The organism is Neorhizobium petrolearium (assembly GCF_029854435.1).
GTDB lineage: Bacteria > Pseudomonadota > Alphaproteobacteria > Rhizobiales > Rhizobiaceae > Neorhizobium > Neorhizobium petrolearium.
This window is the reverse complement of sequence record NZ_CP123000.1, coordinates 1,287,215-1,301,196: the sequence shown is the minus strand read 5'-3', so window position 1 is coordinate 1,301,196 and position 13,982 is coordinate 1,287,215. Positions and strand designations below refer to the sequence as shown.

The 13,982-nt window shown below is 59.9% G+C and carries 12 protein-coding genes; 1 reads left to right on the top strand and 11 read right to left on the bottom strand.

What is annotated here, in order from left to right; genetic code table 11:
• Positions 1 to 324 precede the first annotated feature (324 nt).
• Positions 325 to 888, top strand: coding sequence for an FG-GAP repeat protein (locus tag QEO92_RS06640; RefSeq protein WP_227702550.1), 564 nt, complete (start codon positions 325 to 327; stop codon positions 886 to 888).
• A 311-nt stretch (positions 889 to 1,199) separates the two neighbouring features.
• On the opposite strand, the gene QEO92_RS06635 is transcribed toward QEO92_RS06640, so the two are convergent.
• The 11 genes from QEO92_RS06635 to nuoL all read right to left on the bottom strand — a co-directional run bounded on the left by QEO92_RS06635 (position 1,200) and on the right by nuoL (position 13,981).
• Positions 1,200 to 1,883 (bottom strand): ABC transporter ATP-binding protein, encoded by a 684-nt coding sequence (locus QEO92_RS06635; RefSeq protein ID WP_037150148.1) that lies wholly within the window; start codon positions 1,881 to 1,883, stop codon positions 1,200 to 1,202.
• Between the two features lie 13 nt (positions 1,884 to 1,896).
• Positions 1,897 to 3,204, bottom strand: a complete 1,308-nt coding sequence (locus QEO92_RS06630; RefSeq protein WP_037150151.1) for a lipoprotein-releasing ABC transporter permease subunit — start codon at positions 3,202 to 3,204, stop codon at positions 1,897 to 1,899.
• A gap of 61 nt (positions 3,205 to 3,265) precedes the next feature.
• On the bottom strand, positions 3,266 to 4,591 hold the full coding sequence (proS, locus tag QEO92_RS06625; RefSeq protein WP_227702549.1) for a proline--tRNA ligase: 1,326 nt from the start codon (positions 4,589 to 4,591) through the stop codon (positions 3,266 to 3,268).
• Between the two features lie 529 nt (positions 4,592 to 5,120).
• Positions 5,121 to 5,390 (bottom strand): DUF1467 family protein, encoded by a 270-nt coding sequence (locus QEO92_RS06620; protein ID WP_227702548.1) that lies wholly within the window; start codon positions 5,388 to 5,390, stop codon positions 5,121 to 5,123.
• A gap of 122 nt (positions 5,391 to 5,512) precedes the next feature.
• Complete coding sequence (locus tag QEO92_RS06615) at positions 5,513 to 5,896, bottom strand: PAS domain-containing protein (RefSeq protein WP_227702547.1); 384 nt, start codon at positions 5,894 to 5,896, stop codon at positions 5,513 to 5,515.
• Between the two features lie 105 nt (positions 5,897 to 6,001).
• Complete coding sequence (gene mce / locus QEO92_RS06610; protein ID WP_227702546.1) at positions 6,002 to 6,406, bottom strand: methylmalonyl-CoA epimerase; 405 nt, start codon at positions 6,404 to 6,406, stop codon at positions 6,002 to 6,004.
• 153 nt (positions 6,407 to 6,559) lie between these two features.
• Positions 6,560 to 8,227: a ribonuclease J gene (locus QEO92_RS06605; RefSeq protein WP_037150163.1), complete on the bottom strand. Its 1,668-nt coding sequence runs from the start codon at positions 8,225 to 8,227 to the stop codon at positions 6,560 to 6,562.
• A gap of 8 nt (positions 8,228 to 8,235) precedes the next feature.
• On the bottom strand, positions 8,236 to 9,006 hold the full coding sequence (locus QEO92_RS06600; protein WP_037150166.1) for a biotin--[acetyl-CoA-carboxylase] ligase: 771 nt from the start codon (positions 9,004 to 9,006) through the stop codon (positions 8,236 to 8,238).
• Between the two features lie 2 nt (positions 9,007 to 9,008).
• Positions 9,009 to 10,451: an NADH-quinone oxidoreductase subunit NuoN gene (gene nuoN / locus QEO92_RS06595; protein ID WP_037150169.1), complete on the bottom strand. Its 1,443-nt coding sequence runs from the start codon at positions 10,449 to 10,451 to the stop codon at positions 9,009 to 9,011.
• Positions 10,452 to 10,469: 18 nt separating this feature from the next.
• Positions 10,470 to 11,981: an NADH-quinone oxidoreductase subunit M gene (locus QEO92_RS06590; protein ID WP_227702545.1), complete on the bottom strand. Its 1,512-nt coding sequence runs from the start codon at positions 11,979 to 11,981 to the stop codon at positions 10,470 to 10,472.
• Positions 11,981 to 13,981 (bottom strand): NADH-quinone oxidoreductase subunit L, encoded by a 2,001-nt coding sequence (gene nuoL / locus QEO92_RS06585; protein ID WP_037150174.1) that lies wholly within the window; start codon positions 13,979 to 13,981, stop codon positions 11,981 to 11,983. The genes QEO92_RS06590 and nuoL overlap by 1 nt, the downstream gene beginning before the upstream one ends.
• Position 13,982: the final 1 nt, after the last annotated feature.

Here is a 13,982-nt window from a genome sequence, read left to right as displayed (position 1 = left end):
GAGTCCAGTTCAGATTTCCTCGCTCAACGTCTTTCGGATGACGAGGCCTTAAGCGAGACTTCCCTCACATGGCCATGACGAGCATGGACAGGCTTGCCACGAAGGTGGCGATGGAAGCGAATGCGGCAATGTCACGAAGAATGTCAGTCATCGTCGTCTCCCGTGTTCGTTATGTTTTCAATTTGTTCTCTTTTTGTACAAAAGTCAACAGAAGAACAAAAGGAGAAATCCGGTTTCGGGATTATGGTTAAAATTGGAGAAAAGCCTTTTTCCAAGAGGTTTTGGTGGGCTAGGATTAGCACAACAGACGCAGGAACCTTCCACATGAGAAAACTTGCAATTCTTGTCGCCTATCTCCTTGCCAGCCCGGCGATGGCCGAAAAGGTGATCGATCCCAGCCGAATCGCCGCCGTCGCGACGGGAGATTTTGACCGGGATGGCGACAGCGATCTCGCCATGATCGTGCGTCCGCCACCGAAACACGGCGCGGACGGCAATGGCATCTACATCTATCTCGCCGAACCCTACGAAGGACGGATGACGCTCAAGGCAGCTGCCGCGAACAAAGTGCCCGGCTCGTTTATCTATGCGGGAGAATCGGTTGCAATCGCCGCCTTGCAGAACGGATCAATTCTGGTAACGGCGAAAAACGATACGCCCGGGCAGCGGCATTACGAGATCAGGCTCACGCTTGCCTATCGGAACTCGGATTTCCTGGTGGCGGGCTTCAGCTTTTCAGAGGACGTGCCGGACCCGATCGAATGCGACGTCAACTTGCTGACAGGCAAAGGCAAAGTGAACGGCCAGCCGATCGCCGGCACGCCAGGCGCGGTTCCGGTCGCTCAATGGGAGAACGAGATCGGGCAAGACATCTGCAAGGGGCGATAAGCCGTCTGCCAGCATATTTTCATAGGGGAAACGAGGGGAAGTCCCCCTTGGCGATCACGGTTGTTTTCAGGAGCGGTCGGGACACATCGAGTGCCCCGTATCGAAATTTACAAATGACACGTGACGTATCCCGTTCAGCCAAGTTTTTCCGCACAACTCCGGTTCCTCTGCGGCGATATGGTCTTACGTCTTTGCGCGATGCCCCACGGGGTTGTGTGCGACACACGCGCGACCGACGCAGCGCTGCCGGATCTCTGTGACCGGCACAGGGTAACGGGAATATGGCGCCAATCGCCGGCGCCTAACCGGCCTCACATCTCCACGACCTTGCCGCCCTCAATCGTCACGCGGCGGTCCATGCGGCCGGCAAGTTCGTGGTTGTGGGTGGCGATCAGTGCCGCAAGGCCTGACTGGCGTACCAGCGCCTCCAGCGCATCAAAGACATAGGATGCCGTCTTGGGGTCGAGGTTGCCGGTCGGCTCGTCTGCGAGAAGCACGCGCGGCGCGTTGGCGACCGCGCGGGCGATCGCCACGCGCTGCTGTTCGCCGCCCGACAATTCGGCCGGGCGATGCTCGGCCCGAGGGCCGATGCGCATGTAGTCGAGAAGTTGGGCTGCCCGTTCCTTCGCCTCTGCCTTCGAAAGGCCGGCGATCAGTTGCGGCATCATGATGTTCTCGATCGCCGTGAATTCCGGCAGGAGATGGTGGAACTGGTAGACGAATCCGATCTCCGAGCGGCGAATCGCGGTGCGCTCGTCGTCAGACAAATCGTTACAGGGGCGCCCGCCGATGAAGACCTCGCCGTCATCCGGATGCTCAAGCAGGCCGGCAAGATGCAGCAGCGTCGACTTTCCCGTACCGGACGGCGCGACCAGCGCCACCATTTCGCCGCGCACCAGCTCGAAATCCGCGCCCTTCAGGATCGAAAGCGTGGTGTCGCCCTGGCCGTAGTGACGCTGGACGCCCGAAAGCTGCAAGACAGTTTTGCGTGCCATAAAGGATCGGGACCTATTCGTATCGGAGGGCTTGGACAGGATCGAGCTTCGAGGCCCGCCATGCCGGGAAGATGGTGGCGAGGAAGGAAAGCCCCAACGCCATGACGACCACCGACAACGTCTCGCGGAAGCTCATCTCCGCCGGCAACTGGCTGAGGAAATAGAGTTCCGGATCGAAGAGGACTGTGCCGGAAACCCAGGAGAAGAACTGCCGGATCGATTCGATGTTGAGGCAGACGATGACGCCGAGCACGACGCCGGCGAGCGTTCCGACGATGCCGATCGCGGCCCCGGTCATGAAGAAGATGCGCATGATTGCGCCGGCGCCGGCTCCCATGGTGCGCAGGATCGCAATATCGCTGCCCTTGTCCTTCACCAGCATGATGAGGCCGGAAATGATGTTGAGTGCGGCCACCAGCACGATCAGCGTCAGGATCATGAACATGACGTTGCGTTCCACCTGGAGCGCGGAAAAGAAGGTCTGGTTGCGCTGCCGCCAGTCGGAGATGAATATCTGCCGGCCGGCCGCGGCCTCCACCAATGGCCGGATACCGTCGACATTGTCGGGATTGTCGACGAAAAGCTCAATCGACTGCACGAGGCCATCGGCATTGAAATAGAGCTGCGACTCTTCAAGCGGCATGTAGATGATCGTCGCGTCATATTCCGACATGCCGATCTCGAAAATGCCGGAGATCGGATAGGATTTCACCCGTGGATTGACGCCCATGGGTGTCACGTCCCCTTCCGGCGAAATCAACGTGATCTGGTCGCCGGCATTCAAGCCGAGCTGGGCCGCAAGCCGCGAGCCGACCAGGACGCCCTGCCCTGAAGCGAAACCGACCAGATCGCCGGACTTGACGTTGCCGGCGACCTCGGTGAGCTTTTCGAGATCTTCCGGACGAACGCCGCGCACAAGCGCGCCTGAACCTGCACCACCGCGGCCGGAAGCCAGCGTCTGGCCTTCCACCAACGGAAGCGCCATCCTGACGCCGGGAACAGCCGCGAATTTCTTGGTGAGCTCGGCATAATCGGTGAACGGCCCGTCGATCGGCTGGACGATCATGTGACCGTTGATGCCGAGGATGCGCGAGATGAGCTCGGTGCGGAAACCGTTCATCACCGCCATGACGATGATGAGAGTGGCGACACCCAGCATGATACCGATGAAGGAAAAGCCGGCAATGACGGAGATGAAGGCCTCGCGGCGGCGCGAACGCAGGTAACGCCAGGCAACCATGCGCTCAAAGGCCGAGAAAGGGCCAGCCGAGGGCGAACGCTCCGCCTTTTCCGCCTCACCATTCGCCGCGACGCTCGCCATGCCGTTTCCTCAATGCCTGACGGTCAAGCCCGCCTTATCGTTGTTCACCGGACCCGCTGGCTTATCGGCCGGCAAGTCTGTTCATCGCTGCTTCGACGGTCAGCGTCTCGCGCTGACCAGTTTTGCGGTCCTTGACCTCGACTTCGCCACCTGCGGCGGAACGGGGTCCGACGATCACCTGAACCGGCACGCCGATCAGGTCGGCGGTCGCGAACTTGGTGCCGGCGCGCTCATCCGTATCGTCGTAGAGCACGTCCTTACCGACGGTCGTGAGCCCGCCATAAAGCGTCTCGCAGATGCGGTCGCAGGCCTCGTCGCCGGGCTTCATGTTGATGACCACAACGTCGAAGGGCGCGACGGACGCCGGCCAGATGATTCCGTTCTCGTCATGCGATGCTTCGATGATGGCGGGAACAAGGCGGGTCGGGCCGATGCCGTAGGAACCGCCGTGAATAAGGTGTTCCTTGCCATCCGGACCCTGCACCTTTGCCCCCATGGGCTCGGAATATTTCGTGCCGAAATAGAAGATATGGCCAACCTCGATGCCGCGGGCGGACATGCGGTCGGCTTCGGGAATGGCGTTAAAGGCCGCCTCATCGTGCATTTCGGACGTCGCGGCATAGACCGAGGTCCACTTGTCGAAGATCGCCTTCAGCGCGTCGACGTCATTGAAATCGGTGTCGATGCCGGGGATTTCGAAGTTCACGAAATCCTTGTGGGAGAACACTTCCGACTCGCCGGTATCGGCCAGGATGATGAATTCGTGGCTGTGGTTGCCGCCAATGGGGCCGGTATCGGCACGCATCGGGATCGCCCGCAATCCCATGCGCGAGAACGTGCGCAGATACGCGGCGAACATGCGGTTATAGGAGTGGATCGCGTCTTCCTTCGTCAGGTCGAAGGAATAGGCGTCCTTCATCAGGAACTCACGCGAGCGCATGGTGCCGAAGCGCGGGCGGATCTCGTCGCGGAACTTCCATTGGATGTGGTAGAGGTTGAGCGGCAGGCTCTTGTAGGACTTGATGTAGGAACGGAAAATATCAGTCACCATCTCCTCGTTGGTCGGCCCGAAGAGCATGGCGCGGTCTTGCCGGTCCTTGATGCGCAACATTTCGGCGCCGTAGTCATTGTAGCGACCGCTTTCGATCCACAGGTCAGACGACTGGATCGTCGGCATCATGATTTCCAGCGCCCCTGCCCGGTCCTGCTCCTCCCGGATAATCGCGCAGACCTTGTCGAGCACACGTTTTCCCAGCGGCAGCCAGGAATAGATCCCTTGGCTCTGCTGGCGGATCATGCCCGCACGCAGCATCAGCCGGTGGGAGACGATTTCCGCTTCCTTGGGATTTTCCTTCAGGATGGGCATGAAATAACGGGTGAGGCGCATCGAAATTTCCGAGGGTTGCCAGCCTATCCCTTGTCTGATCAGGAATCGGCCATTTCTGGAGTAATATTGCGAGGGTACATAGCCGTTCCGCGTTCCCAAGGGAACCCGCCCCCGCATGAATCGCCTGGATGTTCGCGATTGTGCGCCTGCCACTGCAGATCGCCCAAAAGTGGGGATTTCGTGGCAAGCGTGCGACATTTTTGTCAACTGAAAAATTTTACCCGACTGTGTCAAAAATACAAAAAAATCGGATGACAAAGCCCAACCTTTGAGCTAGGTTCAGCTCACAAAAGAGGCAAGGAGTTCAAATTCTTGCCATTTCGCGGTCAAGTCTTGGGAGGATCAGATCTTAGGCGCGCTTGTTCGCTGCCCCGGCAACGGTGAAGGATCACGCGGAACTAAAACAAGGCTTAACCGCCTTGTTTTTTTTTGCTTTCTCGAAGCCCTGCCTGTTTTGGCCTCGACGGACCGCGCCTCCTTTGCACGGTCAGCATGACAGGAAGATGACAGGTTCGCGTGTTTTTCTGTCCTATTCGAAACTCGGCACGATGACCGGGATATCGGCAACGCCGAAGCCGAAATATGCCGAGACGAGATGATAGGCCGCATAGAGCACGGCGGAAATCACCGTCGTCAGCAGGATGACGCGGCCGCCGCGGAATTTCGCCGGCGCGCTTTCGACCGTTCCGGTCGTCACCTCGCCCTCCTCCTGCTGGCTGCGATAGCCGAGCGGCAGAACAATGAAGAGCACGGTCCACCAGAGAATGAAATAGATGGCGGCGACCGTCAGGAGGGACATGAGTTGATTTCCGGTTTCAGTTCAGAGAGCGGCGTTATAGGCTGAAAGACAGCAAAGCTCAAAGGGGGGCCCGGGGACGCGATGCCGCACCGGATAGTCCGGAGGTAACCTGCCCTCGCTCCCTAAAGGGGCAATTCCACTGTAATCTTTCCCGATGCGATAATGCCGCCGATCAGCGTTGGCAGGCCGTTTTGAATGCGGCAGGGCCGACTGTGCACAGTCACCCAAACGGGAGCGGAGTTCTTGCGAAGAAGCCTGTGAGAACTCTGGAACGGCGAAGCATTGAGTATCGACTTGTGCTTCTTCTCAGCAAATTCCGGAAGGTCATCAGGATGAACAAGGCTTACATATTCCAACAACCTGATCCCGTCATTCATTTCCTCCGTTGCAAAACCCATGATATTTGCCGCCTTGACATCACCCCACAACAGATCCAGCGCCACATCATAAGTAAAAATTCCACTCTCCAGTAAAGTATCATATTTTCTGCGGGATAATTGGTCCATGAGGCGTCCTTACTCATGACAGGCGATTTATAAATACTATAACGGGCTTCAGGATAAAGGAAGGCAGAGCCAGCCGGGGACAATCAGCTGCGGTTCGTCGCAAGATCAGACCTGTTCAAGCTCGACCAAGGTGCCGTCGAAATCCTTGGGGTGTAGAAACAACACCGGCTTGCCGTGAGCGCCTGTCTTGGGATTGCCGTCGCCGAGCACGCGGGCGCCGCCGGCTTTCAGTCGATCCCGGGCTGCGATGATGTCCTCCACCTCGTAGCAGATATGGTGCATACCGCCTGACGGGTTCTTCTCCAGAAAGGCGGCAATCGGGGAGTCCGCCCCCAACGGTTCGAGCAGTTCCACCTTGGTGTTCGGAAGCTCGACGAAGACGACCGTCACGCCATGTTCCGGCAGCGCCTGGGCCTGCGAGACGCGGGCACCGAGCGTATCGCGGTAGGTGGTCGTGGCCGCTGCCAGATCCGGCACGGCGATGGCGATATGGTTGACGCGTCCGAGCATGTGGTGTCCTCCGAGTTTGGTGTTGCGAGCCCCTCACTTTCGATTTCTGAAACTTAGCCTTCGGCTAAGATTTTGAAATCGCTTTCTCTCCCGCAAGGAGAGAGATAACCGTGCCGCGCCGATTTTTCAGGAGAGGGGCAATCCGCCCACCCCTCACAACCTCGTCACGAACACCGTCACGACCGGCTTCTTGCCCCAGGCCTCGTTGGCAGCGGCGCGCACCGCGCGGCGAACCGCCTCCCGCAACATATCGAGGTCCTTGCGACGGCCTCGCGGAATGCTCTCGACCGCGCCGAGCACCGCGTCATAGAGCGTATCCTCCATTGCCTCCCCTTCGTCGTCGAGTTCCGGCAGGCCGAAGGCGACGACATCCGGATCGGTCAGGAAATCGTAGCGGTTGTCGAGCAGCACATTGACCGAGACATGTCCGACATAGGAGAGCTTGCGGCGATCGCCAATTCCCATTTCGTCGAAGTCGCCAATCAGCTTGCCGTCCTTGAAGATGCGGCCATGCGGCGCCTCGTCGACCACCTCCGCGGGACCCGGCGCAAGCCGCAGAATATCGCCGTTCCGAACACGCGGGATCGTTTTGATGCCGGCGGATGCCGCAAGCTCGGCCTGCGCCATCAGGTGAGCTGCCTCGCCATGCACCGGCACGAGGATCTGCGGCCGGGTCCATTCGTACATCTTCAGGAGCTCATTGCGGCGCGGATGACCGGAGACATGCACCAGCGCATCCGAATCCGTCACCACGTTGATGCCTTGCTCGATCAAGCCGTTCTTGATCTCGATGATCGCCTTTTCGTTGCCGGGAATGGTGCGCGAGGAGAAAACCACCGTGTCGCCGGATGCCAGCGCCACGTTACGCATCTCGTCGCGGGCGATCTTGGCAAGTGCGGCGCGCGGTTCGCCCTGGCTGCCGGTCAGGATGACGACGATCTTGTCGCGCGGGATATAGCCGTACTCGTCCTCGGCGATGAAGGGTTTCAAGCCCTCCATCAGGCCGACATCGCGGGCGACGTCGACGACACGCTTCAGAGAGCTGCCGAGCAGCAACACCTCGCGACCGGCAGCTTCGGCGGCCTGGGCGACCGAACGGATGCGGCCGACATTCGAGGAGAAGGTGGTGATCGCCACCCTGCCCTCGGCTCCCTCGATGATCTTGCGCAGGCCTTCCGAAACTTCTTCTTCCGACGGAGACACGCCATCGCGCATGGCGTTGGTCGAATCGCACATCACAGCCAGAACGCCTTCGTCGCCAAGCGCACGGAAGCGAACCTCGTCTGTCAGCGGGCCAAGCGAGGGAGCATAATCGATCTTCCAGTCGCCGGTGTGGACCACATTGCCGAGCGGCGTGCGAATGACAAGCGACATGGGCTCGGGAATGGAGTGGTTGACGCCAACCCCTTCGATCTGGAACGGGCCGACCGTGATGCGGTCGCCTGCTTTGAAGATCGTTACCGGAATATCGGCCCGCGACCCCTCGTAATTGCGTTTCGCCTCCAGCATGCCGGCCGTAAAGGGCGAGGCATAGACCGGCACGTTGAGGCCCGGCCAGAGATCGTTCAGCGCGCCGTAGTGATCCTCGTGCGCATGGGTGATGATGATCGCCTTGAGGTTATGGCGCTCGCCGGCGAGATAGCGGATGTCCGGCAGAACGAGATCGACGCCCGGCAGGTCCGGCCCTGGAAAGGTGACGCCGCAATCGACCATGATCCACTGGCGCTTCTGCGGCGTTCCATAGCCGTAGAGGGCGAGGTTCATGCCGATCTCACCCACGCCGCCAAGCGGCAGAAACACCAGTTCTTCCTGTTTTGCCATTTCTTCTCTTATTCCGTTCTCTCGAAAAATACATCACCGGCGGCGATCGGAAGAACTCCGCCCGCGCCTGTATCAAGCATCAAAAATCCCTTGTCATCGATACCTGCGAATGTTCCAACAAGCGAGCGGTCGGAGAGGTTGACGGTGATTTTTTCGCCGATGCCGCAGGCGATCTGCCGCCAGCGCTCGCAGATGATCGTTATGCCGCCCCCCTCATCCCACGCTTCAAGAATACTTGCCATCTCTCTGTAAAGATGCGCAAAAATCTCTTCCGGTGAAATTCCGGCGCCATGATCGACAAGGCGTGTGACGCCATAGGGCGCGCTATCCGGCATGTGGCGGATGTTGATCCCTATGCCGATGACCACCGCGCGGCGGCCATCCGGCAGGCTTTCACCTTCCAGAAGAATGCCACAGGTCTTCCTGCGGCCGATCAGGATGTCGTTCGGCCATTTGACCTCGAGGGCTTCGCTGCCGGGCGGCAATACGGCCTTCACGGTCGCATGGACGGCGACGGCGACCGCAAGCGGCAGAGATGCAAGCCGCTCAGGTGGTGCCGGGTCGATCAGCAGCAGTGAAGCATAGAGATTGCCGGGCTCCGAAGTCCATGCCCGTCCGCGTCGGCCCCGGCCGGCCGTCTGGCGTCTTGCCGTGATCCATAACAAACCGGAATCGCCCGCGCGGGCGCGGGCGAGACATTCGCTATTGGTGGACCCTACCTCGCTCAGTGCCTCATGGCGAAACGCGTCGAGCGAGAAGCGTCCAGTCCTGCGAGCCATCCTCAGAAGAAGGACTTGGCGGCAGCGTTCGCCGCACTGCCGATCGGCCCGCCGAACAGCACATAGGCCGTGACGAAGAGGCCGGAGAGACCGAAGACCAGGCGCAGTTCACCGGAGATGCGGGCGAATTCGCCCTTGGCTTCATCGAACCACATCAGCTTGACGATGCGCAGGTAATAATAAGCGCCCACCACCGAGGTCAAAACGCCGATGACTGCCAGCGCATAGAGCTTGGCTTCGATCGCCGCCACGAAGACAAAATACTTGGCGAAGAAGCCGGCCAGCGGCGGAATGCCCGCCATCGAGAACATCAGCGCCGTCAACACCACCGCCATGAAGGGCTTGGTCGATGCCAGGCCGGCGAGATCGTCGACGTTCTCGACGCTGTCGCCTTCCTTGCGGCGCATTGCCATGATGCAGGCGAAGCAGCCGAGCGTCATGACCATGTAGATCGCCATGTAGAGCGTCACGCCGGAAACGCCGGACTCGGTGCCCGCGGCAACGCCGACAAGCGCATAACCCATGTGACCGATCGAGGAATAGGCCATCAGCCGCTTGATGTTGCGCTGGCCGATCGCCGCGAACGAGCCGAGCAGCATAGAGGCGATCGACACGAAGACGATAATCTGGCGCCAATCGGCGACGATCGGCAGAAAGGCGTCGGAGACGATACGCACGAGGATCGCCATCGCCGCAACCTTGGGGCCGGCAGCGAAGAAAGCCGTGACCGGGGTCGGCGCACCTTCATAAACGTCCGGCGTCCACATGTGGAACGGCACGGCCGAGATCTTGAAGCAGGCACCGGCGAGCACAAAGACCATGCCGAAGACGAGGCCGAGGTGCCGCGTCTCGGAAGAGAGAACACCAGCGATCTGGTCGAAGCCGGTATTGCCGGTAAAGCCGTAGACCAGCGACATGCCATAGAGCATCATGCCGGAGGAAAGCGCGCCAAGCACGAAATATTTCAGGCCGGCTTCCGTCGAGCGCAGGCTGTCACGGTTGATGGCGGCGACCACGTAAAGGGCCAGCGACATCAGTTCCAGCGCGAGGTAGAACGCGATGAGGTCGTTCGCCGAGATCAAGAGCAGCATGCCGAGAGTGGAGAGCACAAGCAGAACCGGAAACTCGAAACGGTCGAGTTGTTCGGAGCGGGCGTGTCCCACCGACATGATCATCGCGACGAGCGAACCGATCAGGGCAAGGACCTTCATGAAGCGCGCGAACGGATCAAGCTTGAACGCGCCGCCATAGGCTTCGCCATCGGCTGGCATGAAGATGAGCCAGAGGCCGGCAACGGCAAGCAGTGCCACCGCAAGTCCCGTCACCGTCGGCGCGGACTTCTCGCCGGAGAAAACGCCGATCATCAGGAGAGCGAGCGCACCCACGGCCAGAATAATCTCCGGCATGGAGAGCTGCAGGCTTAGGGAGAGTGTTTCAGCGGTCATGTCCAGTCGTGTCCCGTCTCAGTGCACGTTCAGTGCAAGGTCTTTCGCCGCCTGCAGGGCTGCGGAATAGTTGTTCACCATCAGGTCCACGGAAGCTCTCGTCGCATCGAAGATCGGCGCGGGATAGAAGCCGTAGAAGATGGTAACCGCGATCAGCGGATAGAGGATGAGCTTTTCGCGGGCGGAAAGATCGAGGAGCGCCTTCAGGCTTTCCTTTTCCAGGGCCCCGAAGATCACCCGGCGATAGAGCCACAGTGCATAGGAAGCCGACAGGATGACGCCGGTCGCCGCAAACAGCGCAACCCAGGTATTGACCCGGAAGACGCCGATGATCGTCAGGAATTCGCCGATGAAGCCCGACGTGCCCGGTAAGCCGACATTCGCCATCGTGAAGATCATGAAGGCGACGGCATATTTCGGCATGTTGTTGACGAGGCCGCCATAGGCCGCAATCTCGCGGGTATGGAGCCGGTCATAGACCACCCCGACGCAAAGGAAGAGCGCGCCGGAGACGATGCCGTGCGACAGCATCTGGAAGAGCGCACCCTGCAGGCCCTGAACATTCGCCGCGAAGATACCCATGGTGACGTAGCCCATGTGGGCGACCGACGAATAGGCGATCAGCTTCTTGATATCGACCTGCATCATCGCCACCAGCGAAGTGTAGATGATCGCCAGCACCGACAGCGTAAAGACGAAGGGCGCAAAGTATTCGGACGCCAGCGGGAACATGGCGAGCGAGAAGCGCACGAAGCCGTAACCGCCGAGCTTCAGCATGACGCCAGCCAGGATGACCGAGCCCGCGGTCGGTGCCTGAACGTGTGCGTCCGGAAGCCAGGTATGCACCGGCCACATCGGCATCTTGACTGAGAAGGCTGCGAAACAGGCGAGCCAGAGCCAGGTCTGCATGCCGGCCGGAAAGCCGTATTTCAGGAGCTCGGTGATGTCGGTCGTACCGGCCTGCCAGTACATGGCAATGATGGCGAGCATCATCAGCACCGAACCCAGCAGCGTATAAAGGAAGAACTTGTAGGATGCGTAGACGCGATCCTTGCCGCCCCACACACCGATGATGACGAACATCGGGATGAGCGTCGCTTCGAAGAAGACGTAGAAAAGCACGACATCGAGCGCGACAAAGACGCCGACCATGACCACTTCCAGAAGCAGGAAGGCGATCATGTATTCCTTGAGGCGCTTTTGGACCGACTCCCAGCTCGCGAGCACGCAGAACGGCATCAGGAAGGTCGTCAAGATGACGAAGAGCATGGAAATGCCGTCGACGCCGAGATGATAGGAAATGCCGGTGCCGAGCCAGGCATGCTTCTCGATCATCTGGAAACCGGGATTCGAGTTGTCGAAGCTGAACCAGATGAAGAGCGAGACGACAAACGTGAAGATCGTCGTGAACAGCGAGACGTTCAGGATGTTGCGGCGGCCGTAGGGGCCGTCCTCCCGCGTCAGCAACAGGAGAAGAACGCCGACCAGCGGCAGGAAGGTGACCGTCGAGAGAATTGGCCAGTCGGTCATTAGATTGAGCTCCCGAGCATCATCCAGGTGACGAGGGCGGCAATGCCGATCAGCATCGCGAACGCATAATGATAGAGGTAACCGGATTGCAGCTTGACCACCCGGTTGGTGACGTCGACCACGCGGGCGGCAATCCCGTTCGGGCCGTAGGTATCGATGACGCCGATATCACCCTTCTGCCACAGGAACCGGCCAATCGCCTTCGCGGAACGGACGAAAAGGAAATCGTAGATCTCGTCGAAATACCACTTGTTGAGCAGGAACTCGTAGAGGACCTTCTGCGATTCGGCGAGGCGGCGCGGCAGCGACGGCGACTTGATGTAGAAGTACCAGGCGGTGACGAAGCCGATTGCCATGGCGATGAAGGGGCTCCACTTCACCAGCGTCGGCACGTGATGGAACTCCTCCAATATCTCGTTTTCCGGCAGCGTGAAGATCGCGCCCTTCCAGAACTCGGCATATTCGTGGCCGAAGAAGTAGCCTTCGAAAAGCACGCCGGCGAGAACCGCGCCGATGGCGAGCACGTAGAGCGGCACCAGCATCACGCTCGGTGATTCATGCACATGGTGCATGACGTCGGCGGATGCGCGCGGCTTGCCGAAGAAGGTCAGGAAGGCCAGACGCCACGAATAGAAGCTCGTGAAGAGTGCCGCGATCACCAGAAGGGCAAAGGCGAAGCCGGAAACCACCGAATGGGAAGCATAGGCGGATTCGATGATCACGTCCTTGGAGAAGAAACCGGCGAAACCGAACATGGTGCCGGGGATGCCGACACCCGTCAGCGCCAGTGTGCCGATCGTCATCATCCAGAAGGTGATCGGGATATGCGTGCGCAGACCGCCCATGTAGCGCATGTCCTGCTCGCCGTCGACGGCATGGATGACCGAACCTGCGCCGAGGAAGAGCAGCGCCTTGAAGAAGGCGTGCGTGAAAAGGTGGAAGATCGCCGCGCCATAGGCCCCTACCCCGAGCGCCACGAACATGTAGCCGAGCTGCGAGCAGGTGGAATAGGCAATCACGCGCTTGATGTCGTTCTGGACGAGGCCGACGGTCGCCGCAAAGAAGGCAGTGATCGCGCCGATGAGCGTCACGACAGTGAGCGCATCGGGCGACAGTTCGAAAAGCGGCGACATGCGGGCGACCAGGAAGACGCCGGCGGTGACCATCGTGGCAGCATGGATGAGGGCCGAGACCGGGGTCGGGCCTTCCATGGCGTCCGGCAGCCAGGTGTGCAGCAGGAACTGCGCCGACTTGCCCATGGCGCCCATGAACAGCAGCAGGCAGACGGCGGTGATTGCACCAGCTTTGTCGAGCGGCATGCCGAAGAAGTTGACGATGACCTCAGTCGCCTCCGGCGAGCCTTCCGGCGGCAGGTAGGTGGCAGCCGCAGCGAAGATCGTTTCGAGATTGATCGAGCCGAAAAGCACGAAAACGCCGGCAATGCCGAGCACGAAGCCGAAGTCGCCGACGCGGTTGACGATGAATGCCTTCATCGCGGCAGCCGAAGCCGACGGCTTCTTGTACCAGAAACCGATGAGCAGGTAGGACGCCAGACCTACGCCTTCCCAGCCGAAGAACATCTGGGCGAGGTTGTCCGACGTGATCAGCATCAGCATCGCGAAGGTGAAGAGCGAGAGATAGGCAAAGAAGCGCGGCCGGTGCGGATCATGATGCATGTAGCCGATCGAATAGACATGCACGAGCGACGAGACCGTGTTGACGACCACGAACATGACCGCCGTCAGCGTATCGACACGGAAGGCCCATTCGACATCGATGCCGCCGGACTGGATCCAGCGCATCACCGGAACCTTGATCACCTCGCCCGCCTCGCCATGCGCGAGCGCCACATTGAAGAAGACGATCCAGGACAGAGCGGCCGCGATGAGCATCAGGCCGGAGGTGATGTATTCGGAGGCCTTGGCACCGATCTGGCGGCCGAACAGGCCGGCGATCAGGAAGCCGATCAGGGGAAGGAAGACGATTGCCTTGTAGATCATA